Raw genomic sequence first — 24,823 nt, forward strand, 5'->3', positions numbered from 1 at the left:
CCCCCTCATCTGAAGCAGGGGGTGTTCGTCTCCCATAGGGGTCTCCCAACGATGTCAGTTGCCGGAATAGACGTGGTCGGAGTAGACGTGATCGCTGATCAGGCGGGTGGCGCCGATGACACCCGCGGTGTCGCCCAGTTCGGACAGCACGATCGGCAGATTTCCGGTGGCGAGCGGCAGCGACCGTCGATAGACGACGCTCCTGATCTCCGCGAGCAGCACGTGACCGAGCTTGGCCACGCCACCCGCGATGATCACAAGGCCGGGGTTGAAGAAGCTCACCAGGCTCGCCAGGACCTGTCCCACCCGGCGCCCGCCGTCGCGGATCAGCCCGATCGCGCCCGCGTCGCCCTGCGCCGCCGCGGCGGCGACGTCCTCGGCCGTCAGCGTGCCCGCGACCGCGAGCCGCTCGGCCAGGTACGGCGAGCCGCCCGCGCGCGCCACCGCGACGGCCTCCCGCGCCAGCGCGGCGCCGCCGAAGTACGCCTCCAGACACCCGGAGTTGCCGCAGGAGCAGACCGGCCCCAGGTCGTCCACCCGGATGTGGCCGATGTCACCGGCGCTGCCGGACACCCCGCGGTAGATCTTCCCGCCCACCACGAGGCCGCAGCCGATACCGGTGCCGATCTTGACGAGCAGGAAGTCCTCGACCTGCCGTGCGAGGCCCGCGTGCAACTCCCCGAGGGCCATGATGTTGACGTCGTTGTCGACCACCGTGGGGCAGCACAGTGCCTGCCCGACCGTCTCCCTGACCGGGTAACGGTCCCAGCCTGGCATGATCGGCGGCACCACCGGGACGCCTTCGGCGAAGCTCACCGGCCCGGGGACGCCGATGCCGGCGCCGCTGAGGTCGGTGAACAGCCCGTCCCTGCCCAGCTTGCCGAGCAGTTCGATGGCCCGGTCCAGCACGGCGCCGGGTCCCTCTTTGATGTCGCAGGGCTCGCTCAGGTGACCGAGCACCTCGAGCTCTCCGTTGGTGACCGCGACGTCGATCGAGGTGGCGCCGATGTCGATCCCGGCGAACCGGATGTCACGCGCGATGCGTACGCGGCCCGAGCGCCTGCCGCCACGCGAGGCGGCCAGCCCGTCGGACTCGGCGAGCCCGAGCTCGATCAGCCGGTCCAGCTCGACGTTGAGCTTCGACCGGGACAGGTCCACCACGTCGCCGAGTTCGGCGCGGGAACGCCCGCCGTCCCTCAGCAATCGCAGGAGCGCGGCCTGGTGCACGTTCTCCGGCCTGATGGTCGTCCTCTTCACCTACGCCTCCGCGTCCCAGTGATTGGCTGGAAACGTACCCCTTTTCTGCTGATCTGGGAAGACCTTTTATCGATCTGATGCAACCTTTCGCTGAAATCAGCAAAAGTCGCCTCCGACGTACGGGGTAGAAGAGCAGGAAGACGGTTGGAGGGCGCATGCTGGGGTTGCCGGACGAGGTGCGCGGCTGCCTGTTCGACATGGACGGGGTGCTCACGCGCACGGCGCGGGTCCACGCGGCGGCGTGGAAGGAGATGTTCGACGAGTTTCTGCGCGAGCGGGCGGCCGACAGCGGCACGCCGTTCGTGCCGTTCGACGAGACCGGCGACTACGAGCGGTACGTCGACGGCAGGAAACGCCTGGACGGCACCCGGGGGTTCCTGCGGGCCAGGGACATCGACCTGCCCGAGGGCGAGCCGGACGACCCGCCGGGCATGCCCACCGTCAACGGCCTGAGCAACCGCAAGAACGAACTGGTGCGGGGCATTCTCGACCGGCAGGGCGTGGAGGTCTTCGAGGGCTCGGTGCGCTATCTGCACGCCGTCCGCGACGCCGGGTTGCGCCGCGCGGTCGTCTCCAGCAGCGCCAACACCGCGCGCGTGCTCGCCGCGGCCGGTCTGGACGACGTGTTCGACGCGCGGATCGACGGTGAGGTGGCCAGGGAGCGCGGCCTGGCCGGCAAGCCCGCCCCCGACATGTTCCTCGCCGCCGCCGAGGCGCTCGGGCTCGCGCCGGCCGAGGCCGCGGTGTTCGAGGACGCGCTGGCGGGGGTCGCCGCCGGGCGCGCGGGCGGCTTCGCCGTCGTGGTGGGCGTGGACCGCGGGCATCAGGCGCAGGCCCTGCGGGACAACGGCGCCGACGTCGTGGTGAGTGACCTCTCCGAACTGCTGGACGACAAATGATCAAACATCCCGCCTTCATCGTCGAGCCGTGGTCGGTGCGGGAGTGCCACCTGCACACCGACGTGCTCGCCCAGACCGAGTCGGTGTTCGCGCTGTCCAACGGGCACATCGGGCTGCGCGGCAACCTCGACGAGGGCGAGCCGTACGGGCTGCCCGGCACCTACCTCAACTCCTTCTACGAGCTGCGCCCGCTGCCGTACGCCGAGGCGGGCTACGGCTACCCCGAGTCCGGGCAGACGGTCGTCAACGTCACCAACGGCAAGCTGATCCGGCTGCTGGTGGACGACGAACCTTTCGACGTCCGGTACGGCACGCTGCACTCACACGAGCGGGTCCTCGACCTGCGGGCGGGGACGCTCACCCGGAAGGTGTGCTGGAGCTCCCCCACCGGGGCGGAAGTGCGGATCACCTCGACCCGGCTCGTGTCGTTCACCCACCGGGCCGTGGCCGCGGTCCGCTACGAGGTGGAGCCGGTGGACCAGCCGCTCAGCGTCGTCGTCCAGTCGGAACTGGTGGCCAACGAGACCGTGCCGTCGCCGACCGCCGACCCCCGCGCCGCCGCCGCGCTGGAGGCGCCGCTCGTCCTGGAGGAGAACGTCACGGCGCGCAACGGCGTGTGCGTCATGGTCCACTCCACCAGGGCCAGCCGGCTGCGGGTCGCGGCGGGGATGCGCCACGAGATCGACGGCCCGGACGGCACCCACGCGGAGTGCGACGGCGGTGGCAACGTCAGCCGGGTGACGGTCGCCACCCGGCTGAAACCCGGCGAGCGGCTGCGGCTGGACAAGTTCTTCGCCTACGGCTGGTCGGCCAAGCGGTCCAGGCCCGCGATGCACGACCAGGTCGTGGCGGCGCTGGCGGCGGCCCGGCTCACCGGGTGGGACGGGCTGTGCGACGAGCAGCGCGCCTTCCTCGACGACTTCTGGGCGGGCGCGGACGTCGAGGTGGAGGGCGACGCCGAGGTGCAGCAGGCCGTTCGCTTCGGGCTGTTCCACCTGCTCCAGGCGGGTGCCCGGCTGGAGCGGCGGCCCATCCCCGGCAAGGGTCTGACCGGCTCGGGCTACGACGGTCACGCGTTCTGGGACACCGAGAGCTTCGTGCTGCCGGTGGCGATTTACACCTACCCCCGCGCCGCCGCCGACGCCCTGGCGTGGCGCGCCTCGATCCTGCCCCTCGCCCGGGAACGGGCCACGCTGCTCGGGCTGGCCGGGGCCGCCTTCCCCTGGCGCACCATCGACGGCGAGGAGTGCTCGGGCTACTGGCCCGCGGGCACGGCGGCCTTCCACGTCAACGCCGACATCGCCGCCGCGGTCACGCGGTACGTCGACGCGACCGAGGACATCGGCTTCGAGCGGGACATCGGCCTGCCGCTGCTCGTCGCGACCGCCCGGCTGTGGTGCGCGCTCGGCCACCACGACGCCGAAGGCCGCTACCGCATCGACGGCGTGACCGGCCCCGACGAGTACAGCGCCGTCGCGGACAACAACGTCTACACGAACCTCATGGCGCAGCGGAACCTGCGGGCCGCCGCCGCCACGGCCGTACGTCACCTCGACCGCGCGCAGGAGCTCGGGGTCACGCTGGAGGAGACCGCGACGTGGCGCGACTGCGCCGCGGCCATGTACCTGCCGTACAACGACCGGCTGGGGGTCCACGAGCAGAGCGAGGGGTTCACCGGGCACGCGGTGTGGGACTTCGCGGGCACCCGGCCCGAGCAGTATCCGCTGCTGCTCCACTTCCCCTACTTCGACCTTTACCGCAAGCAGGTCGTCAAGCAGGCCGACCTCGTGCTGGCCATGCATCTGTGCGGCGAGGCGTTCACCCCCGAGCAGAAGGCGCGTGACTTCGCCTACTACGAGGCGCTGACCGTCAGGGACTCCTCGCTGTCGGCCGCCACCCAGGCCGTGCTCGCCGCCGAGGTGGGCCAGCTCGACCTCGCCTACGCCTACCTCGGCGAGGCCGCGCTGATGGACCTGCGCGACCTGGAGCACAACACCCGCGACGGCGTCCACATGGCCTCGCTGGCCGGGGCGTGGATCGCCCTGGTGGCCGGGTTCGGCGGGATGCGGGCACGCGAGGGGCGGGTCCGCTTCGCGCCGCGCCTGCCGTCGGGCATCACCCGGCTCGCCTTCCAAATCCGGTACCGGGGCCGCCGGCTGCGCGTCGACGTCACGCCGGACGGCACGACGTACCGGCTCCTGCACGGCCCGCCCATCACGCTGACGCACCACGGTGAGGAGCTGACACTCGGCGCGCAGCCGCAGGCCCGGCGCAATCCGACACCGCCGTTCCCCGATCTGCGGGTCAGGCAGCCCCCCGGCCGCGCGCCCGTTCCGCGGCGGCCCGGGGACCTGTCCACCGACCTCGCCTGCCCGCCGCAGCAGCCGGGCGAGGAGTCCTGAGGTCAGAGCATGGCCTGCAGGGACGCGCCGGCCTGCTCGCCCAGCTTGGTCGGCAGATAGGGCTGCTCGGCCATGACGGCCTCCCAGTTGTCGCGGAGCGCCTCGGCGGTCAGGTCATCGGTCCGCCAGCCCGGCCCCTCGGCCACGAACACCCGGGCGACCCGGCCCGCGCCGACCGAGAACACCTCGCCGCTGGTCTCGCAGCTCTCGTGGGCCAGGTAGGCCACCAGCGGGCTGACCCGCTCGGGGGTGAACTTCTCCTCGAACTCCGCGGGCAGCAGCGACTCGGTCATCCGCGTCCACGCCACGGGGGCGATCGCGTTGGCCTTGATGTTCGCCCGCGCCCCCTCGATGCCGAGCGTCTTGGTGAGGCCCACCAGGCCCATCTTGGCCGTGGAGTAGTTGGCCTGGCCGAAGTTGCCGAACAGCCCGGCCGGCGAGGAGGTGTTCACGATCCGCCCGTACGACTGCTCCTTCATGTGCGGGAACGCCGCCCGGCTGACCAGGAACGACCCGCGCACGTGCACGGCGATCACGGCGTCGAACTCCTCGACCGTCATCTTCCCGAACGACCGGTCGCGCAGGATGCCCGCGTTGTTGACGACGACGTCCACGCGGCCGAACGCGTCGAGCGCCGTCCGCACGATCGCCTCCGCGCCCTCCGGCGTGGCGACGTTGTCGGTGCTGGCCACCGCCTCGCCGCCGTTCTTCACGATGAGCTCGGCGACCTCCGCCGCCGGGCCCGCGGACGCGCCGGAGCCGTCGAGGGCGCCGCCCAGGTCGTTGACGACGACCTTCGCCCCCCGCTGGGCGAGCAGCAGCGCGTGCGACCGGCCGAGACCGTGCCCGGCTCCGGTGACGATCGCCACTCTCCCGTCGAACCTGAGCTCGGACCCCTCAGACATGGCGCCACCCTTCCCTCGCAGGACCAGAAGAGAACATCGTTCTAGTTCTTCCCGAACGATATCCCCAACCGCTCAGCCCGAGAAAGCCACCCGGTGCCTGCGGCACGCGCCGGGCGGCAAGCCGTGGGCGCGCCTGGAAGGCGTCGGCGGCGCCGGCCCGGACTCTAGTCGCCGCCGGTGACCTTCGCCGTCGCGGCGAGCATGTCGTCGACATAGCGCCGCATGAGGCGTTCGAGTTCCATGAGGTCCCGGTCGCTCCACTGCGCGAGAACGGGACCGGCCAGGCGACGGCGGGCGGCGTCGAGAGCGTCGGTGACGCGGCGGCCCTCGGCGGTGATGATGGCCTCTTTCACCCGGGCGTCGGCAGGGCTGGGGCGCCGTTCGACGAGCCCGAGGGCCGCGAGCTTCGCGACCTGGCGGCTGATGGTGGTGTGGTCACGTCCGGCCCGCTCGGCCAGTTCGCCCACCCCGATCGGCCCGAACCGCTCGACGCCCACGAGCACGTGGAACAGGGCGCGGTCGAGGGAGACGCCGGCCTCGGCCAACAGGACATCGTCGCGGCTGGGCAGGTTCATCAGCACGACCAGATCGACGATGGCCCCGTGGAGACGGCGCAACGTGGTCTGGCGTCGCCGTGCGGTCAAGGCGGCTGCACCGTCCCTTCCTGAGCCTCCGGCATGATTTCCGGCCTTTCCTGAGCCTCCGGCCCGATCTCCGGCCTTTCCTGAACCTCCGGCCCGATCTCCGGCCTTTCCTGGATCTCCGGAGGATCGGGTCTTGCCAGAGGATCGGCTGCGAAGGGCAGTTTAGGACGTCCGCCTGCGGCGCCGCCGACGACCGGGGAGGCGGGACCCGCCACGGCGGCGACGGGCCCACCGTACGAACATTGGCCTCAGTGCGTGCATCAGGCACACATATTTCGCTCCGCGACCCGCCTTGCTCTCAGCATCTTCTCAGGTCATCGATTGACTGTCTCTCTCGCTGCTTCTTAAGATGCGTGCGTTATACACATGATTTCAAGCAGAGGAGGAGCTGAACATGACCGAGACCGATGTCGAAGTGATCATCTGCGGATCCGGGGCGGCCGGGGAGACCCTCGCGATCGAGCTGGCCCGCCGGGGCGTGAGCTTCCTGCTGATCGACAAGGCCGCGCACCCGTTCCCCGGATCACGCGGCAAGGGGATCCAGCCGCGTACCCAGGAGGTGTTCGAGGACCTCGGCGTGATCGACAAGATCGTCGCCTCCGGTGGCGAGTATCCGCCCCAGCGCGTCTACACCGAAGACGGCCCGGTCGACACCAAGACGCACATAGCCGGCCCGACACCCGCCGAGCCCTACTGGATGGCGCTGCTGGTCCCGCAGTTCCTCACCGAGCGCAGGCTGCGCGAGCGGCTGGCCGAGCTCGGTCACGCCCCGCACTACGACCACGAACTCGTCGGCTTCACCCAGGACGAGAGCGGGGTGAGCGCCCGCGTCCTCACCCCTGACGGTGCGCGCACCGTGCGCGCGCGATACCTGGTGGGCGCCGACGGCGGGTCGAGTTTCGTGCGCAGGTCCCTGGGGGTGGCCTTCGACGGCGTCACCCTCGGGGTGCGCGCCGTGGTGGCCGACGTGATCGCCGAGGGGGTCTCGTTCGACGCATGGCACCGCTGGGGGCGGGGATCGGACCAGATCATGCTGTGCCCGCTCTACGGCACCGAGATGTTCCAGCTCCAGGCGCCGGTCCCGTTCGACGTGGACGTCGACCTGTCCGCGCGGGGTCTGACCGCGCTGGTGCGCGAACGCACCGGCCGCGACGACGTGCTGATCCGCTCGGTCTCGTGGGCCTCGGCGTACGAGATGAACGCCCGCCTGGCCGGGACCTACCGGGCCGGACGCGTGTTCCTGACCGGGGACGCCGCGCACGTCCACCCGCCGACCGGCGGGCAGGGACTGAACACCGGCGTGCAGGACGCCTACAACCTCGGCTGGAAGCTCGCCGCCGTGCTCGCCGGCGCCCCCGACCGGCTGCTGACGTCCTACGAGAGGGAGCGCCGCCCGATCGCGGAGGCGGTGCTCGGCCTGTCGAAGCGGCTGCTGGAGGGGGCCAAGAACGGCGACACCAGGCGTGACCGGGACGTCTCCCAGCTCGATCTCGGCTACCGCGACTCGCCGCTCAGCCTCAGCGACCCCCGGCGCACCACGGGCGTGCTCGCCGGCGACCGCGCCCCCGACGCGCCCGTCACCGGTGCCGGCGGTCTGCCCACCCGCCTGTTCTCCCTTTTCCGGGGCACCCACTGGACACTGATCGGCTACGACGTGCCCGCCGCCGAGGCTCCGGCCGCCCGGCGCGGCGTGCGTGTCCACACCATCGGCGAACGCGGGGACATCGCCGACACCGGCCGGCACGTCCGCGACGGCTACGGGCTTGCCTCCGGGCAGTGGGTCCTGGTACGCCCCGACGGCTACGTCGCCGCCGTGACCGCCGACCCGGACGTCGTCGACGCCTACCTCGAAACCCACCTGAACATCGGGGCCGCCGCGACCCCGCGGCGGGACGCGATCCCCGCCGCGGGCGGCGCCATGCGGTGACCGCCTGACCGCGGCCCACGCCCGGCGGCTTCAGACAGACGGTGTGTACCAGAGGTCGGGCTCGCCGGGCACGCGGGTCACCATGTCCCGCTGCTCCAGCCACACCAGGTGGGCGAGCGTCTCGTTGTTGGCGGCCCGCCGCATGTGCGCGGGGATCTCCTCCCAGCCGCGCGACCAGGTGAGCCGGGTGGCGATGTCCCAGCAGGTGGAGCCGTCGCCCTCGGCCACGACGCGGCGCACCTCGGCCAGCCGCTCCTCGTGGTGCGCGATCACGTAGTCCACCCGCTCGGCCAGCTCCAGGAAGCGGTACTCGTGGGCGGGCAGCACCTCCTCGACGTCGAGCTTGCCCACCGCCCGCAGCGCGTCGAGGTAGTCGGCCAGCGGGTTGGCCGCCGACTGCGGGTGCACGGCGACCATCGACGTGATCCGGGCGAGCACGTGGTCGCCGGAGAACAGCAGCCTGCGCTCCGGCTCGGCGAAGCACAGGTGGCCGGGCGAGTGGCCCGGAGTCCACACCGCCCGCAGGTCCCAGCCGGGCAGGCCGAGCCGGTCGCCGTCCTCGATGAGCCGGTCGGGCGTCGCCATCGTGACGAACTGGCGCAGCATGACCGACGCGCCGGCGAGCTCCTCGGCCGTCATGTCCGGCACGCCGCACCTCAGCAGCAGGGCGCGTTCCCGATGCACGAGCGACTCGATCGCCGCCTCGTCGTAGCGGTCGTGGACGATGCGGGCGTCGGCCGGGTGCAGCCCGATCCAGGCGCCCGAGACCTCACGGATCCGCCCGGCCAGGCCGTAGTGGTCCGGGTGGATGTGCGTGACCAGCACGGCCTTCACGTCGGTGATCTCGTACCCGGCCGTGGCGAGCCCCGCGACGAGCGCGCCGTACGCCTCCTCGGTGTTCCACCCGGCGTCGATGATCACCACCCCGTCGGGGACCTCCAGGGCGTAGACCAGCACGTAGCGCAGCGGGTTGATCGGGATCGGGACGGGGATCGACCACAGCCCCGGCCGCACCCGCTCGACCTCGGGCAGTCCCCCGCCCAGCCACGCCGCGCGCTGCGCCTCGTTCGCCGCGGTCACGCGCACCTTGTTCATCGGCTCCCCGCCCCTCTCGCAGCCCTGCCCGTTTGATTGTGCCGCCTTACCGAATCCGGTTCTACCGGAGGTTCCCCAGGGTGGGACCGGCGGGGAGTCGTACGTACAGGAGGGCGGAGGCGAGGACGACCACGGCGGTGAGGGCCCAGACCGGACCGGCGCCGGTGACCCCCGCCAGCGGCACCAGGCAGAGCGAGGAGAGCATGCCGCCGAACTGGAGCTGCAGGGAGTCCACCGACATCACGGTGGCCCGGCGGTCCGCGGCCACCCGCCGGTGCACCAGTTCGGTCCTGAGCAGGGAGGCGACCGCGAGCGCGGTGAACAGCACGACGTAGGCGGCCGCGGCGGCGGCGATCGCGGCCCAGCCGCGCAACGCCACCGAGGCGGCCAGCGCGGCGGCCGCCGCCGCCACCACGACCGTGGCGAGCACCGCCGCCCGGACGGAGCCGCGGGCCAGCCGGGCCGCCACCGGCGCGAGCGAGCTGCCGAGCGCGTTGGCGGCGAACCCGGCGAAGGTCACCAAGGCGTAGGCCGCGCCGCCCGTCTCGGCCCGCCCGGTGACCTCCGCGAGCCGGCCGGGGGTCAGCATCTCGATCGTGTTGAGCAGCACGCCGCCCGCCACGGCCACCAGCAGCAGCCGGCCGAGACCGCGGTCGGCCAGCCCGATCCGCACTCCCCCCGCGATCGTGACCGGCACGTCCCGGACCGCCGCGGTCAGCCGGGCCGCCCGGGCCGGGCCCCGCGCCGTACGGCCCGGCTCGCGCATCAGCACGAGCACGGCCACGAGGAGGACGACCGCGGCCCCCGCCGCCGCCCAGACCGGCGCGGCCAGCGGGTCCCGCCGCACGGCCAGCGGAAGCAGTCCCCCGGCGAGGGTGCCGATCGCCAGGGCGGCCGAGCCCGCGACGTTGCCCGCCGCCAGCCCGGGCTTGAGATCGGCGTCCGGGCCGTGCCGCTCGTGCAGCGTGTCGACGTACCACGCCTGCGCCGGTCCGCTGGACAGCGCGCGGGAGACGCCCTTGAGCACGGACGCGATCAGGAACGCCCAGGCGGAGTGCGCCAGGGCCATCACGGCCAGCGCCGCCACGGCGACGACGGCCGAGGCGGCGAGCACCGCCCGCCTGCCGAGCACGTCGGCGAGACCGCCGGTAGGCAGCTCCAGGACGACGACGGTGACCGAGTAGGCGGCCGTGACGAGGCCGATCTCGGCGATGTCCAGCCCGCGCCCGGCCATCAGCAGCACCATCGGCGCCAGCATCAGGCCGGTCGGCAGCCAGGTGAGGAACTCGATCGCGGCGTACCGCCCGTGCTCACGCATGGCCGGCCGCGGGGTCTCGGCGATCGGCCGCCCGCGCTCACGCATGTCCGGCCGCCGGGTCGTCCCGGCGCGGATGGGCCGCCAGCAGCACCGCGACCGTGCGCGCGTCGGGATCGTCCCGGTCCCGCTCGGCGGCCTCCAGGAACATGGTTGACACCCGCTCGTACAGGGCCGCCACCGTCGCCGGCGAGAGCCGTACCACCAGGTCGGACATGCCGGCGGCCTCGACCCACGCCTCGCTCCACAGGTCACGCTCGCGCTCGAAGTTCTCCACGTCGGCGGTGAGCTTCTCGAGCTGGCGCCGCCGCAGGAACGCCGCGGCCTCCCGGCCCTCGGCGGTCGCGGCCATCTCCACGTCGCTCCAGGAGGTGAAGCGGTGGATCGCGCGCCACCGGCGTTCGCGCCGGTCACGCCGGCCGGGGTCGGCCTCCACGAAGCCGTATCTGGCGAGTTGACGCAGGTGATAGCTGGTGGAGCCGGAGCTTTCCCCGAGGCGCCCGGCCAGCTCGGTCGCGGTGGCCGGGCCGTTCGTGCGCAGCTCCCCCAGCAGCCGCACCCGCAGCGGGTGGGCGACCGCCTTCAGGGTCCGGGAATCGCGGACGTGGAAGACCTCCTGATCCATGTCTCGGACAGTACTTCGCAAAGGAAGTTTTGCAAAGATATCTCTGCGGAAATGAAAGTTTCAGTTGTGCGCCCTCACAATGGCCGGTCAACGGCGTGTTCCCGGCCGCATCGTTGACGCCTGTTGAAACCCGAAGGAAACATGCCATTCGCTCACCGGCTTGGGAGCGCTCCCACACCACCCCCCGAGGACGACTGTGCTCAGACGAATCGGCATCCTCGCCGTGGCGGCACTGGCCGCGGCATGCCTGACCGGCACACCTCCCGCCACGGCGGAGGAGGGCCCGGAACAGATCCCCAACGGCACGTTCGACACCACCACGGATCCGTGGTGGCACACCGCGAACCTGAACTTCGAGCTGACCGACGGCCGGCTCTGCACCGACGTCCCCGCGGGGACGACCAACCCCTGGGACGCGATCGTCGGCGTCAACGACATCCCGCTGGTGAAGGACGAGACGTACGCGTTCAGCTTCTTCGCCACCGCGACCCCCGGAAAGGTCGCCAGGGCGTACGTCCAGCTCCCGACCGACCCCTACACGCAGTACGTGGCGGCGGCGCCCGAGCTGAGCGTCTCGGGCAACACCTACAGCTACACGTTCACCTCACCGGTCGACCTGCCCAACGCGCAGGTCGTCTTCCAGATCGGCGGCAGCACGACGGCCTGGCGGTTCTGCGTGGACAACGTCTCGCTCAAGGGCGGGGCGCCGCCGGACGTCTACACACCCGACACCGGCCCCCGCGTCCGCGTGAACCAGGTGGCCTACCTGCCCAAGGGCCCCAAGAACGCCACCGTGGTCACCGACGCCACCGACGCGCTGCCGTGGCAGCTCAAGAACTCCGCCGGGACCGTTGTCGCGCACGGCACGACCACCCCGCGCGGCGTCGACGCGAGCTCCGGGCAGAACGTCCACTCCATCGACTTCGGCTCGTACGTGAAGGCCGGGACCGGCTACACGCTGACCGCCGACGGCGAGACCAGCCGGCCGTTCGACATCAAGCCCGACGCCTACGCCGACCTCAAGCTCGACGCGCTGAAGTTCTACTACACCCAGCGCAGCGGCATCGCGATCGACGACGCCCTGCGTCCGGGGTACGGCCGGCCCGCCGGCCACGTGGGCGTCGCCCCCAACCAGGGCGACAAGAACGTGCCCTGCCAGCCGGGCGTCTGCGACTACACCCTGGACGTGTCCGGCGGCTGGTACGACGCGGGCGACCACGGCAAGTACGTCGTCAACGGCGGCATCTCGGTCGCCCAGCTCATGAGCGAGTTCGAGCGCACCAAGAACGCCGCGACCGCCAAGCCGATCGGGAGCCTGAACATCCCCGAGAGCGGCGACGACGTCCCCGACGTGCTCGACGAGGCCCGCTGGGAGCAGGAGTTCCTGCTGAAGATGCAGCGGACGGACGGCATGGTCCACCACAAGATCCACGACGAGAACTGGACCGGCCTGCCGCTGCTGCCGCACCTGGACGCGCAGAAGCGCGAGCTGCACCCCGTCACCACGGCCGCCACGCTGAACCTCGCCGCCACGGCGGCCCAGGCGGCCCGGATCTTCGCGCCGTACGACGCGGCGTTCGCGGCGAAGAACCTCGCGGCGGCGAAGAAGGCGTGGACGGCGGCCAAGGCGAACCCGAACATCCTGGCCTCCACCGCCGACGGCGTCGGCGGCGGCACCTACGACGACGCCAACGTCAGCGACGAGTTCTACTGGGCGGCGGCCGAGCTCTACATCACCACGGGTGACAAGGAGTACAAGGACTACGTCCTCGCCTCGCCGGTCCACACGGCCGACATCTGGAAGACGGGCGCCATGGACTGGGGCAACGTCGCGGCGCTCGGCCGTCTCGACCTGGCGACCGTGCCCAACGCCCTGCCCGGCCGGGACGAGGTGCGCGCCTCGGTGGTGGCCGGCGCGGACAAGTACCTCGCCGTGCTGAAGGCCCACCCGTACGGCCTGCCGTACGACACGACCTCCTACGACTGGGGATCGAACAGCATCATCGTCAACAACCTGGTGGTCCTGGCCACGGCCTACGACCTCACCGGCGACGTGAAGTACCGCGACGGCGTGCTGCAGGGCGTCGACTACATCTTCGGCCGCAACGCGCTCAACCAGTCGTACGTGACCGGCTACGGCGAGGTGGCGTCGAAGAACCAGCACAGCAGGTGGTACGCCCACTCGCTGGACACCTCGCTGCCGAACCCGCCGCGCGGCACGCTCGCGGGCGGCGCCAACTCCGGCATCCAGGACCCGGTGGCCCAGGCGAAACTGAAGGGCTGCGTGGCGCAGTTCTGCTACATCGACGACATCAACTCGTGGGCGACCAACGAGCTGACGATCAACTGGAACTCGCCGCTGTCGTGGATCTCGGCGTTCATCGCCGACCAGGGCGACGGCACGGTCAAGGCTCCGGCCTCGTGCAAGGTCACCTACACCACGCACGGCTCCTGGCCGTCCGGCTTCACCACCCAGGTCACGCTCAAGAACACCGGCACCAAGGCGATCGACGGCTGGTCGCTGAAGTGGTCGTTCCTGGGCGGTCAGAAGATCGACGTCAGCTGGAACGCCAAGTTCTCGCAGCAGGCCGCGACCGTGACCGCCGCGAACGAGTCGTACAACAAGACCATCAGGCCGGGCCAGTCGGTCACCTTCGGCTTTAACGGCCAGGGTGCGCCGGGGGCCAACCCCGCACCTGACCTGTTCACCCTGAACGGCGCCGCCTGCTCCGTCTGACGGGCCGCCGCTTCCGAAGACCCCGGCCGCCGCCTCAGCAGGGGCGGCGGCCGGTTCCACGTCATCGGCAGGCTGGGCGCAGAGCACGCTCAGCGCAGGCAGAACAGCAGCGCAGGGGAGGCTCAGCGCAGGGGAGGCTCAGCGCAGATGCGGCTCGTAGGGCGGCAGGCTGACGCCGCCACCCGGCCCGCTCTCGTCTCCGTCGTCCCCGTCGTCCGCTTCGTCGTCGGCCTGGGCGAGGACCTCCGGCCGCAGGATGCGCGACGCGCCGAGGACCTCGATGCCCAGGAGACGCCCCTCCCGGTCCAGGTCCAGCACGATCTCCCCGCGCAGTTCGTCGTCCTCGACCTCGATCTGGGTGACCGCCTCTCCCTCGCCGATCTCGTCGACCAGGTAGATGTAGGCGACGTTGTTCTCTCTGTCGTGATCGACGCGCACGTCAGACCCCCACCCTCGCCCGCGGCACTGGTGCCCCTCCCGCCAGTCTCTGCCCCGTCGCGTCGCCCAGAGCGGCGGCACCTCGCTGCGTTGTCGCCCCACCCACGAAGATTCCTCGCAAGCTCAGAATCTCCGCGGGGCCCGGGAAGATCGCTCGTAGGCTCCGCTACGAGTTCCTCCTCCGCCTCCGATGCACCACTCTGGACCCCGCTCCGTACGGGCAAATCTTGTCGGTCGCGGCACTAGTTCCTTCTCTTCTTCTTGCGGATGACCGTGATCACGTTACCGGTCTTGTCGTTCACGACGACCTTCAGCTTGTCCGTCTCGTAGACGGAGGTGCCGGGATCGTGCCCACGGCTTCTCCGGCCGTTCGCCTTGACGTCGTCGATCATGTCGTCGCTGAAGCCGCGCTGGAACTGCCGGTCCTGGGCGACATGGGTGGTCTTGCCGTCCGCGTTCGGGCGGGCGACGCCGCCACCCGCGCCTCCTCCGCCACCGCCACCGCCGCCGCCACGGCGCCCGCCCCCGCCGCGGCGTCCGTTGCCGCCGCTCCTGGCGTTCTTGTTGCTGCGCCCCATGAGCGCCAGGCCGTCGTGCGGGGACCGGCCGGCCGCCGCACGGGGACCCACCGTCCCCCGCGCCGGGATGCGGTGACCCGCGCCGGCGAACGCGGGGACCGGCCCCCCGCCGCCCGGGCGGCGCAGGCCTTCGAGGATCCGGCGGAACTGCTCGGTGACCCGGCGGTCGAGCGCGGGGGCCAGCACCCGTCCGGCGCCCTCGGCGCCCTCCCGCTGGATCTTCCCGATGGCGGCGCGGGAGCGGAACATCTCCGCCGCGGCCAGGGCCGCGCCCAGCGGACCGCCCGCCAGGTACGCCCTGGCCACCCGCACGGTCGTGTAGACGGCGGTCGAGGCCACCGCGACCTTCACCCCGGTCGTCAGCCAGGCCGTGTTGTCGAGCACGGCCGGGGCCAGCCGCGCGGCGGCGGCCGCCCGGCTCAGATGCCCGCCCTCGCCGCCCGTCTCGCTCCAGTAGCCGGCCAGCGCCGTCGCCGACCTGCCGCGGTAGACCGCACCCGTCCCCGCGATCGTGGCGTTCGCCGCCGCACCGGACCGATCGGTGCCCGCGAGCACGGTCCGCCAGGCGTCGGCGTCCTTGCGGATCTCGTCCTCGTCGACGTTCGGCCAGGGCATGCCGAGCAGGCTCAGCATCACGTCCACCTGCGGGGGAACCGTCACACCCATCGCCGGGCCCCCGTCACGCCCACTGCTCGCCGTACAGGTCGCGGGACCGCGACAGGCTCGCGCCCTCGGCCTCGCCGACGCGGGCGCTCACCCTGCCCAGCCCGTCGCCGGTGTCGCCCATCGCCGCGGACAGGCCGGTCAGCGCCTCGACCCCCAGGAGCGTGCACTCGGCGTACGGCCCGGTCAGCATGCCGAGCAGGCCGTCGTCCTGCCACGCCGCGCCCCCGAGGCCGCGTTCCCTCAGCCGGCGCAGCGCGGCGGCGAAGTCCTCACCGTGCACCTGCATCCGGGAGGCGTCCTGCCTCATCCGGTCGTGGATGATCTCCAGCCCCGACTCCATGCCGCAGACTCAACTCCCCCACTTCCCGTTTCGTACGGATCACAGTAAACACCGATCTACCTTTCGATAGCCTTCTTTCTCATGACGACCCCCTCCCCCGACGGCGACGCCGAGCTGCTGGAGCACGTGCTGCTGGAGGGCCGGGCGACGATGCGGCGGCTGCAGGACGCGCGGGCCCTGGTCCGCGACGTGACGGGACGGGCGGAGAGCCCCGACCGGGCGATGAGAGCCGTGGCCGACGGCCGGGGCGAGATCGTGGAGCTCCACTTCGACCCCCGTGTCATGCGGCTCGATCGCGAGGCGCTCGGCCGGCAGGTCACGGCCGTGCTGCGCGCGGCCCAGCGGGACGCCGAGGCCAGGACCAGGGAGATCATGGACGCCGCCCTCGCCGAGACCGCGGACGTCCCCGCGCCCCTGGACGACAGGTTCGTCCGCGACCGCGTGGAGCGGATCGCCCGCGACCTGCTGTGACCCTTCACGACTCGACTGGAGGCGCCGTGTACGGCTCTCGCATGAACCCGGCCGACATCCGCGAGGAGGATCTCGCCCGGGCCGAGGAGCAGGCGGAGCGTGTCCACGCCTGGGCCGAGCGGGCCCGGGCCGACCTCGAAGAGATCACCGGCACGGGCGAGGCGGCCTCCGGTCAGGTGACGGCCACCGTGTCGGCGGAGGGCCTGGTGCTGGACGTGGCGTTCGGGCCGCGCGCCATGCGCCTGGACAGCCGGACGCTGGCGGAGGAGGTCCGCGCCGCCGTGTCCCGGGCCCGGCTCGACGCCGCGCGCCGGACCCGGGAGCTGATCCGCGACGGCCTGCCCGGGTTCGACCCCGACGAGGCCGCCGCCCAGTTCGAGCGGCTGCTCGACGTCCCCTGGGACTGAGACCGGACCTGACGGCGTCCCCTGGAACCGAGACGTCCGCTGGAACCGGGGGCCCGGCGAGGCGTCACAGGTCGCTGCCGCCGGTGGCGTCGACGGTCGTGCCGGTGACCCAGCCCGCGTCGCCGGAGGCGAGGAACGCGACGACCCCGGCCACGTCCCGCGGCGTGCCCACCCGGCCCAGCGCCGCCCGGCCGGCCGACGCCGCCCAGGCCGCCTCGTCGCCGCGCAGCCACTCCGCGTTCATGTCGGTGTCGACGATCCCCGGCGCCACGTTGTTGACCGTGATCCCCCGGGGCCCGAGGTGCTTGGCCAGCGCCAGGGTGAAGGTCTCCAGCGCGCCCTTGGTCATCGCGTACGCGATCGCCTCGGGGAACGCGATCCGGGTCACCCCCGAGGTGACGGTCACGATCCGCCCGCCGTCGGGGATGCGCGGCAGCGCCCGGCGGGTGACGAAGAAGGCCGCCCGCGTGTTGACGGCGAACGCCCTGTCGTAATCCTCCGGCGTGGTCTCCTCGATCGTTCCCCGCACGGTGATCCCCGTGTTGTTGACCAGGATGTCGATCGGCGCCTGCGGCCCCAGCTCCCGGTCCAGCCCGGCGAACAGCTCGTCCACGTCGCCCGGCACGCCGAGTTCGGCCCGCACCGCGAAGGCCCGGCCGCCCCGGGCCTCGATGGCCGCCACCGTGTCCTTCGCCGCCGCCTCGTCCCTGGCGTAGTTGACCGCCACCAGCGCCCCCTCGGCCGCCAGCCGTTCGGCGATCGCCCGCCCGATCCCCCTGCCCGCGCCCGTCACCAGCGCCGTCTTGCCGTGCAGTGCCGTCATGTCCGCTCCTTTTCTTTAGCGATCGCTACAAAATAGCACGACTTGTAGCGATCGCTATAAAATCGGCGCATGGGAAGGGCCAGGGCGTTCGATCGGGACGTCGCACTGAACCGGGCGCTGGAGGAGTTCTGGCGGCACGGCTACGAGGCGACCTCGGTCGCCGGGCTGACGGCCGCGATGGGCGTCAACCCGCCCAGCCTCTATGCCGCCTTCGGCGACAAGCGCCGGCTGTTCGGCGAGGCCGTGCGGCGCTACCAGGAGACCCACGGCGCGTTCGCCGCCCGGGCCCTGGCCGGGGAGCCGTCCGCGCGGGCGGCCGTCGAGCGCCTGCTCCGCGAGGCGGCGGAGGTCTACACCGACCCCGCGCACCCGCCCGGGTGCATGGTCATCTCGGCGGGGGTGAACACGAGCGACCCCGGCGTGATCGAGGAACTGCGGGCGCACCGCGAGGCCGGCAAGACGGCCATCCGCCGTCGCGTCGAGCGCGACGTCGAGGCCGGCCTCCTCGCGCCCGAGACCGACGCCCCCGCGCTGGCGACGTTCTTCGCCGCCGTCATCCAGGGCATGTCCACCCAGGCCAGGGATGGCGCGACCAGGGAGGACCTCGACGCGGTGGCGGCACTCGCCATGCGGGCGTGGCCGTAGGCTGTCGGGCGTGATCGACGACATCTGGGTGGACGACGCCGTCACGGCACTGCGTCCGGACTTCGCCGTCCTGGTGATCTGCGCGTACGGCCTGCGCAACGGGCCGTCCGACGACCGCTCGCGGGCCTGGCTCGCCGGCGCCGCCGCGGACGCCGTGCCGCCGGACGATCCCAGGGTCGAGGCCTGGCGGACGGCCTACCGCGCCTTCGGCGCCAAGCCCCAGCGCACCCGGCCGTCGGTCGACGCGCTGGTCCGCCGGATGCCGCTTCCCGAGATCAACCTGGTGGTGGACGCCTACAACACCGTGTCCGTACGGCACGGCCTGCCGATCGGCGGCGAGGACCTGCGCCGCTACCGGGGCACGGCGCGGCTGGTGCGGGCCGCGGGCGACGAGCCGTCGGAGGAGGCGCTGGGCGACCCGGAGATCGGCGAGGTGGTGTGGCGCGACGACGCCGGGGTCACCTGCCGGCGGTGGAACTGGCGGCAGTGCGTCAGGACGAGGATCACCGAGGAGACGGTGGACGCGCTTTTCCTCCTGGAGCGTCTCGAACCGCTCTCCCTGGACGCGCTGCGTGCGGCGGGCGACGACCTCGCGGGTATGCTGTCCGATATAGCTCCCGATATCCGGATCGAGTCGCGGCTCATCGGCTGACCCAGTCGATGTGACCAGAGGGTAAGGGACACCTCACCACCCAGACGGACTATCCGCGCCTGACCTCTTTTATCGATCCTGGGAGGATGGGCCGGGACCTGCGACCCGCCGGGGCGCACCTCGGTGTGCGAGGCGAGTAGCCTTGGACAGGTTCACCAAACATCAACGCCGATCTGCGGAAGAGGGCGATTTCCGCCGTGTCGTCTGAGTCGTCGCGGACAAACCCGCTGGCAAGCTTCGGGCAAAATGAGTGGCTTGTCGACGAGTTGTACCAGAAGTATCTCGAAGATCCCGAGTCTGTTGACCAGGCCTGGTGGCACTTCTTCGCTGACTACAACGGGACGGCCAAGCCCGCTCCGTCCAAGTCCGCAGGCGCCGCGAACGGGGCGACCGCGACGGCCGCACCCGAGGCTCCCGCGCCGGTGACCCCGGCGCCGCAGACGGCTCCGCCGAAGCCCGCCCCGAAGCCCACGCCGCAGGCCAAGCCCGAGGCGAAGGCGCCCGCGCCCGCCAAGCAGCAGGCCCCGGTGCCGGCCGGCGCGGTCGAGGAGAAGCTGCGCGGCGCCGCAGCGCGCACGGCCGCCAACATGGAGGCCTCGCTGGTCGTCCCCACGGCCACCAGCGTCCGCGCGGTCCCCGCGAAGCTGTTGATCGACAACCGCATCGTCATCAACAACCACCTGTCCCGCGGCCGCGGCGGCAAGATCTCCTTCACCCACCTCATCGGCTACGCGATCGTCCAGGCGCTCAAGTCCATGCCTGAGATGAACTACTCGTACGGCGAGGTGGACGGCAAGCCGGTCCTCGTCAAGCCGGAGCACGTCGGGCTCGGCCTCGCGATCGACGTGCAGAAGAGCGACGGCACCCGCCAGTTGCTGGTGCCGTCCATCAAGCACGCCGAGACGATGGACTTCCGCCAGTTCTGGACCGCGTACGAGGAGATCGTGCGCAAGGCCCGCGGCGGCAAGCTGGGCGTGGAGGACTTCCAGGGCACCACGATCTCCCTGACGAACCCCGGCACGATCGGCACGGTCCACTCGGTGCCGCGGCTGATGCCCGGCCAGGGCACGATCATCGGCGTCGGCGCGATGGAGTACCCGGCGGAGTACCAGGGCGCCTCCGGGGAGACGCTGTCCCGCCTGGCCATCAGCAAGGTGATGACGCTCACCTCCACCTACGACCACCGGATCATCCAGGGTGCCCAGTCGGGCGACTTCCTGCGCCGCATCCACCAGCTCCTGCTCGGCGCCGAAGGCTTCTACGACGAGATCTTCGAGTCGCTGCGCATCCCGTACGAGCCGGTCCGCTGGGTGCAGGACATCTCGGCCACCCACGACGACGACGTGGCCAAGTCGGCCCGCGTGCTTGAGCTCATCCACGCCTACCGGGTCCGCGGCCACCTCATGGCCGACACCGACCCGCTGGAGTACCGCCAGCGCAAGCACCCCGACCTCGACATCCAGTCGCACGGCCTGACGCTGTGGGACCTGGAGCGCGAGTTCCCGACGGGCGGCTTCGGCGGCAAGCCGCTGATGAAGCTGCGCGACATCCTCGGCGTGCTGCGCGATTCGTACGTCCGCACGGTCGGCATCGAGTACATGCACATCCAGAACCCCGAGGAGCGGGCCTGGATCCAGGCGCGGGTGGAGCGGCCGCACGCCAAGCCCAGCCGCGAGGAGCAGCTGCACATCCTGCGCCGGCTCAACACCGCCGAGGCGTTCGAGACGTTCCTGCAGACCAAGTACGTCGGCCAGAAGCGGTTCTCGCTCGAGGGCGGCGAGTCGCTGATCCCGCTGCTCGACTCGGTGATCAGCGCGGCGGCCGCGGAGAACCTCGACGAGGTCGTCATCGGCATGGCCCACCGCGGCCGGCTCAACGTGCTCGCCAACATCGTGGGCAAGTCGTACGCCCAGGTCTTCGGCGAGTTCGAGGGCAACATCGACCCCCGCAGCGCGCACGGCTCCGGCGACGTGAAGTACCACCTCGGCGCGAGCGGCGACTTCACCGCCCCGTGCGGCAACAAGATCAGCACGTCCGTGGTCGCCAACCCCTCGCACCTGGAGGCCGTCGATCCCGTCCTGGAGGGCGTGGTCCGCGCCAAGCAGGACCTGCTGGAGCGCGGCGAGGAGGGCTTCACCGTCCTGCCCGTGCTCGTCCACGGCGACGCGGCATTCGCCGGCCAGGGCGTGGTCGCCGAGACCCTGCACCTGTCCCAGCTGCGCGGCTACCGCACCGGCGGCACCGTGCACATCGTGGTGAACAACCAGGTCGGCTTCACCACCTCCCCCGCGTCCTCGCGCTCCAGCGTGTACGCCACCGACGTCGCGCGCATGATCCAGGCGCCGATCTTCCACGTGAACGGCGACGACCCCGAGGCGGTCGTCCGCGTCGGCCGGCTCGCCTACGAGTACCGCCAGACGTTCCGCAAGGACGTCGTGATCGACATGATCTGCTACCGGCGGCGCGGTCACAACGAGGGCGACAACCCGGCCTTCACCCAGCCGCTGATGTACGACCTCATCGACGCCAAGCGCTCGACCCGCAAGCTGTACACCGAGGCCCTCATCGGCCGCGGGGACATCACGGTCGAGGAGGCCGAGCAGGCCCTGCGCGACTACCAGGAGCAGCTGGAGCGGGCCTTCACCGAGACCCGCGAGGCCGCCAAGAGGCCGCTGGAGCCCGGCGCGGTCGTGGTGCCCGAGCCCGACGAGCAGATCCCGTGGTCGCACGAGGACACCAAGACGGCGATCTCGGACGAGGTCGTCAAGCGGGTCATCGACACCCAGCTCAACCTGCCCGAGGGCTTCACCGTCCACCCGCGCCTCGCCCCGGTGATCCAGCGCCGCGGCACCATGATCTCCGAGGACGCGATCGACTGGGCGACCGGTGAGCTGCTCGCGTTCGGCTCGCTGCTCATCGACGACCACCCGGTCCGTCTGGTGGGCCAGGACTCCCGCCGCGGCACCTTCGGCCAGCGCCACGCCGTGCTGGTCGACCGCGTCACCGGCGAGGAGCACACCCCGCTCAAGACGTTCAACCACGACACCACGAAGTTCTACGTGTACGACTCGCTGCTCAGCGAGTTCGCCGCGATGGGCTTCGAGTACGGCTACAGCGTGGTCCGCCCGGACGCCCTGGTCGCCTGGGAGGCGCAGTTCGGCGACTTCGCCAACGGCGCCCAGTCGATCATCGACGAGTTCATCTCGTCGGGCGAGCAGAAGTGGGGCCAGCGCTCCTCGGTCGTGCTGCTGCTGCCGCACGGCTACGAGGGCCAGGGCCCGGACCACTCCTCCGGCCGCATCGAGCGCTACCTGCAGCTGTGCGCGCAGGACAACATGACGGTGGCGCAGCCGAGCACCCCGGCGAACTACTTCCACCTGCTGCGCTGGCAGGTGCTCTCGCAGCGGCGCAAGCCCCTGATCGTGTTCACGCCCAAGTCGCTGCTGCGGCTCAAGGCGGCGGCCTCGGCGACGTCGGAGTTCACCACCGGCGCCTTCCGCCCGGTCATCGGCGACTCGACGGTGGACCCGTCGGCGGTCCGGCGGATCGTGGTCTGCTCGGGCAGGATCTACTACGACCTGCTCGCGCGGCGCGAGAAGGACGGCAGGAACGACGTGGCGCTGGTGCGCCTCGAGCGCATCTACCCGTTCCCGGAGAACCCGCTCAAGGCCGAGCTCGGCCGCTACCCCGCCGACGCGGACCTCATCTGGGCGCAGGACGAGCCCGTCAACATGGGCCCGTGGCCGTACCTGAGCCTGAAGATGGTGGAGAAGCCCGAGCTGCTCGGGGGCCGCACCTTCCGCCGGGTCTCGCGTACGCCGAACTCCTCGCCGGCCGTCGGCTCCCACGCCAAGCACGACGAGGAGCTGCACGGGATCCTGGGCGAGATCTTCGGCTGACCGGAGGTCCCGTACGACCGAGGAGGTCCCCCACGTCCGTGGGGGACCTCTCTCCATGAATCAGGCCGTTTACTGGAGCGAAGTATGTATTTCACCGACAGGGGGATCGAGGAGCTCGTCGAGCGCCGCGGCCAGGAGGAGGTCAGCGTCGGCTGGCTCGCGGAGCGGCTGCGCGAGTTCGTGGACCTGAACCCCGAGTTCGAGGTGCCCGTGGAGCGGCTGGCGACCTGGCTCGCCCGCCTCGACGAGGACGACGACTGAGCACGACGGCTGAGCACGACGGCTGAGCACGACGGCTGAGCACGACTGACGCGGCCGCTGCCGCTGCTCCTGCCCGGCCCGAGGAGCCCGGACAAACGCGATACATCTTGACTTTTCATGAACGAGATATATCTTGTTTGTGATGGTACGTCCGCACGGTGTCCGCCGTGCGGACGCAGGACTTCGCGTGGAAGGGCCGGAGCGATGCCCCAATACACGATCGACTCTCCCGGACGGCTCACGTTCGGAGAGGTCACCGCGCTCAGCGTGCGCGTCGTGGCCGGCCGGCTGGCCGTGCTGGCCAGCGACGGACCGCCGACGCTCGAAGTGACGGAGGTGGACGGCGCGCCGCTCGTGGTGACGCACGACGACGACGGCCGCCTGACGGTCGCCTACAAGGACCTGACGTGGGACGGCATCCTGGGGTGGCTGCGTCCGGGCCCGCGCAGGACCACGCTGACGCTCACCGTGCCGAGGACGTGTCCCGTCCAGGCCGGGATCGTCTCCGCCTCCGCCGTCGTGGCGGGCATGGAGGGGATCACCGGCGTGAAGGCCGTGTCCGGTGACATCGTCCTCGACGGCGTCAGCGGCGAGGTGCAGGCCGAGACGGTCTCGGGCTCGGTGGAGAGCCGGGGGCTGGTCGGAAACCTGTCCTTCTCCAGCGTCTCCGGGGAACTCACCGTCGCCGCGGGCCGGCCGCGACGGCTGCGGGTGAACACGGTGTCCGGGGGCGTCACCGCGGACCTGGACCTGCAGCCCACCGGGCACGTCACGCTGCACAGCATGTCGGGCACGATCGTCGTACGGCTCCCGCAGGACGTGGACGCCGACGTGTCGGTCCACTCGACCTCAGGCAGGATCGACTCGGCCTTCCCCGAGCTGCGCGCCTCCGCGATGCCGGGAGCCCGCTCGCTCGACGGCCGGCTGGGCGGCGGCATGGCGTCCCTGTCGGCGACCACGGTGTCCGGCGCGGTCACCCTGCTGAGCGGCCAGCCCGCCGGCACGCGAACGGAGGAGACGGCATGATGAGTCCTGTTTTCGGGCACGGCCGGTTGCGGTTGTACCTGTTGAAGTTGCTGGAGGAGAGCCCGCGGCACGGCTACGAGGTCATCCGGCTCCTGCAGGACCGCTTCCTCGGCGTCTACTCCCCCTCTCCCGGCACGATCTATCCCCGGCTGGCCCGGCTGGAGGACGAGGGCCTGGTCACCCACGAGGTCGTGGACGGCAAGAAGGTCTTCACCCTCACCGACAAGGGCCGGGCCGAACTGAACGACCGCATGGACGAGCTGGCCGACCTGGAGCAGGAGATCACCGCCTCGGTCCAGGACATCGCGCGCGAGGTCAAGGAGGACGTGCGGCAGACCGTGCGTTCCCTGCGCGAGGAGCTCACCCAGATGGCCAGGGACATCGGCCACGACAACCGCGACCAGCGGCGTGAGCAGAAGGAGGACTGGCGGCGGCAGCGCGACCACGCCAAGGAGGAGTGGCGCAGGCAGAAGGAGGAGTGGCGCCGCCACAAGCGCCAGTGGCAGGAGGAGAGCGAGCGCCGGCAGCACGAGTGGCGCCGCCTCTGGGAGGAGTCCTGGGGGTTCGGCGGCGGCCGTCAGGGCGGCCATGACGCCGCGCTCAGCCGGATGCTGGCCGACTTCGTCGCCGACGTCCACCGGACCTCGGATGCCGGCGTGCCGGACGAGCGCGCTCTGGCCGAGTGCCGGGCCGCCCTCGACGAGGCCGCCGAGCGCATCCGCCGGGCCCTGCGTCCCTGACCGTCCCCCACGACCGGCGGGCGGATGGCGACCGGCGGGAGGGCGGCGACGAGAGCGCCGCCCGCCCCGCG

At 71.6% G+C, this 24,823-nt stretch carries 22 protein-coding genes; 12 read left to right on the forward strand and 10 right to left on the reverse strand.

Annotated features, from left to right (window positions below):
- Nucleotides 1-54: 54 nt before the first annotated feature.
- Complete coding sequence (locus AAH991_RS31595; RefSeq protein WP_346229580.1) at nt 55-1,257, reverse strand: ROK family transcriptional regulator; 1,203 nt, start codon at nt 1,255-1,257, stop codon at nt 55-57.
- 155 nt (nt 1,258-1,412) lie between these two features.
- On the opposite strand from AAH991_RS31595, the gene AAH991_RS31600 reads away from it, so the two are divergent.
- Nucleotides 1,413-2,156, forward strand: a complete 744-nt coding sequence (locus tag AAH991_RS31600; RefSeq protein WP_346229581.1) for a beta-phosphoglucomutase family hydrolase — start codon at nt 1,413-1,415, stop codon at nt 2,154-2,156.
- Complete coding sequence (locus tag AAH991_RS31605; RefSeq protein WP_346229582.1) at nt 2,153-4,558, forward strand: glycoside hydrolase family 65 protein; 2,406 nt, start codon at nt 2,153-2,155, stop codon at nt 4,556-4,558. The genes AAH991_RS31600 and AAH991_RS31605 overlap by 4 nt, the downstream gene beginning before the upstream one ends.
- Before the next feature lie 2 nt (nt 4,559-4,560).
- Here the strand turns inward: AAH991_RS31605 and AAH991_RS31610 are convergent, their stop codons facing one another.
- A complete protein-coding gene (locus tag AAH991_RS31610) occupies nt 4,561-5,463 on the reverse strand; it encodes an SDR family oxidoreductase (RefSeq protein ID WP_346229583.1) in 903 nt (300 codons plus the stop codon).
- Nucleotides 5,464-5,627: 164 nt separating this feature from the next.
- The gene (locus tag AAH991_RS31615) at nt 5,628-6,107 is read right to left on the reverse strand and encodes a MarR family winged helix-turn-helix transcriptional regulator (RefSeq protein WP_346229584.1); all 480 of its coding nucleotides are present in this window, start codon (nt 6,105-6,107) and stop codon (nt 5,628-5,630) included.
- 394 nt (nt 6,108-6,501) lie between these two features.
- On the opposite strand from AAH991_RS31615, the gene AAH991_RS31620 reads away from it, so the two are divergent.
- Nucleotides 6,502-8,034, forward strand: a complete 1,533-nt coding sequence (locus tag AAH991_RS31620) for an FAD-dependent oxidoreductase (RefSeq protein WP_346229585.1) — start codon at nt 6,502-6,504, stop codon at nt 8,032-8,034.
- Nucleotides 8,035-8,064: 30 nt separating this feature from the next.
- On the opposite strand, the gene AAH991_RS31625 is transcribed toward AAH991_RS31620, so the two are convergent.
- The 3 genes from AAH991_RS31625 to AAH991_RS31635 form a co-directional block, all read right to left on the reverse strand.
- Nucleotides 8,065-9,129, reverse strand: a complete 1,065-nt coding sequence (locus tag AAH991_RS31625; RefSeq protein ID WP_346229586.1) for an MBL fold metallo-hydrolase — start codon at nt 9,127-9,129, stop codon at nt 8,065-8,067.
- A gap of 61 nt (nt 9,130-9,190) precedes the next feature.
- Entirely contained in the window at nt 9,191-10,492 is a 1,302-nt protein-coding gene (locus tag AAH991_RS31630) for an MFS transporter (RefSeq protein WP_346229587.1), read from the reverse strand.
- Nucleotides 10,485-11,069: a helix-turn-helix domain-containing protein gene (locus AAH991_RS31635; RefSeq protein ID WP_346229588.1), complete on the reverse strand. Its 585-nt coding sequence runs from the start codon at nt 11,067-11,069 to the stop codon at nt 10,485-10,487. Before AAH991_RS31635 ends, AAH991_RS31630 begins: the two co-directional genes overlap by 8 nt.
- Before the next feature lie 196 nt (nt 11,070-11,265).
- Here AAH991_RS31635 and AAH991_RS31640 point away from each other — a divergent pair, with 196 nt between their 5' ends.
- Entirely contained in the window at nt 11,266-13,806 is a 2,541-nt protein-coding gene (locus AAH991_RS31640; protein ID WP_346229589.1) for a glycoside hydrolase family 9 protein, read from the forward strand.
- A 138-nt stretch (nt 13,807-13,944) separates the two neighbouring features.
- On the opposite strand, the gene AAH991_RS31645 is transcribed toward AAH991_RS31640, so the two are convergent.
- From AAH991_RS31645 to AAH991_RS31655, 3 genes are all read right to left on the reverse strand, one after another.
- Nucleotides 13,945-14,244 carry a DUF2283 domain-containing protein gene (locus tag AAH991_RS31645; protein WP_346229590.1) on the reverse strand — a complete coding sequence of 100 codons (300 nt, stop codon included), beginning with the start codon at nt 14,242-14,244 and terminating at the stop codon, nt 13,945-13,947.
- A gap of 242 nt (nt 14,245-14,486) precedes the next feature.
- Entirely contained in the window at nt 14,487-15,488 is a 1,002-nt protein-coding gene (locus AAH991_RS31650) for a hypothetical protein (RefSeq protein WP_346229591.1), read from the reverse strand.
- A 13-nt stretch (nt 15,489-15,501) separates the two neighbouring features.
- Nucleotides 15,502-15,828 (reverse strand): hypothetical protein, encoded by a 327-nt coding sequence (locus AAH991_RS31655; protein ID WP_346229592.1) that lies wholly within the window; start codon nt 15,826-15,828, stop codon nt 15,502-15,504.
- Nucleotides 15,829-15,909: 81 nt separating this feature from the next.
- Here AAH991_RS31655 and AAH991_RS31660 point away from each other — a divergent pair, with 81 nt between their 5' ends.
- Nucleotides 15,910-16,299, forward strand: a complete 390-nt coding sequence (locus AAH991_RS31660) for a YbaB/EbfC family nucleoid-associated protein (RefSeq protein ID WP_346229593.1) — start codon at nt 15,910-15,912, stop codon at nt 16,297-16,299.
- A gap of 26 nt (nt 16,300-16,325) precedes the next feature.
- Nucleotides 16,326-16,706, forward strand: a complete 381-nt coding sequence (locus AAH991_RS31665) for a YbaB/EbfC family nucleoid-associated protein (RefSeq protein WP_346229594.1) — start codon at nt 16,326-16,328, stop codon at nt 16,704-16,706.
- A gap of 64 nt (nt 16,707-16,770) precedes the next feature.
- Here the strand turns inward: AAH991_RS31665 and AAH991_RS31670 are convergent, their stop codons facing one another.
- Nucleotides 16,771-17,529, reverse strand: coding sequence for an SDR family oxidoreductase (locus tag AAH991_RS31670; protein WP_346229595.1), 759 nt, complete (start codon nt 17,527-17,529; stop codon nt 16,771-16,773).
- A 69-nt stretch (nt 17,530-17,598) separates the two neighbouring features.
- Here AAH991_RS31670 and AAH991_RS31675 point away from each other — a divergent pair, with 69 nt between their 5' ends.
- The 6 genes from AAH991_RS31675 (at nt 17,599) to AAH991_RS31700 (ending at nt 24,752) form a co-directional block, all read left to right on the forward strand.
- Entirely contained in the window at nt 17,599-18,174 is a 576-nt protein-coding gene (locus tag AAH991_RS31675) for a TetR/AcrR family transcriptional regulator (RefSeq protein ID WP_346229596.1), read from the forward strand.
- Nucleotides 18,175-18,184: 10 nt separating this feature from the next.
- Nucleotides 18,185-18,826 (forward strand): B3/B4 domain-containing protein, encoded by a 642-nt coding sequence (locus tag AAH991_RS31680; RefSeq protein WP_346229597.1) that lies wholly within the window; start codon nt 18,185-18,187, stop codon nt 18,824-18,826.
- 197 nt (nt 18,827-19,023) lie between these two features.
- Entirely contained in the window at nt 19,024-22,725 is a 3,702-nt protein-coding gene (locus AAH991_RS31685) for a multifunctional oxoglutarate decarboxylase/oxoglutarate dehydrogenase thiamine pyrophosphate-binding subunit/dihydrolipoyllysine-residue succinyltransferase subunit (protein ID WP_346229598.1), read from the forward strand.
- A gap of 84 nt (nt 22,726-22,809) precedes the next feature.
- On the forward strand, nt 22,810-22,986 hold the full coding sequence (locus tag AAH991_RS31690; protein ID WP_346229599.1) for a DUF6104 family protein: 177 nt from the start codon (nt 22,810-22,812) through the stop codon (nt 22,984-22,986).
- 204 nt (nt 22,987-23,190) lie between these two features.
- Complete coding sequence (locus AAH991_RS31695; protein ID WP_346229600.1) at nt 23,191-24,012, forward strand: DUF4097 family beta strand repeat-containing protein; 822 nt, start codon at nt 23,191-23,193, stop codon at nt 24,010-24,012.
- Nucleotides 24,009-24,752, forward strand: a complete 744-nt coding sequence (locus AAH991_RS31700) for a PadR family transcriptional regulator (protein ID WP_346229601.1) — start codon at nt 24,009-24,011, stop codon at nt 24,750-24,752. Before AAH991_RS31695 ends, AAH991_RS31700 begins: the two co-directional genes overlap by 4 nt.
- Nucleotides 24,753-24,823 lie beyond the last annotated feature (71 nt).

The sequence above is a fragment of the Microbispora sp. ZYX-F-249 genome (assembly GCF_039649665.1).
Classification (GTDB): domain Bacteria; phylum Actinomycetota; class Actinomycetes; order Streptosporangiales; family Streptosporangiaceae; genus Microbispora; species Microbispora maris.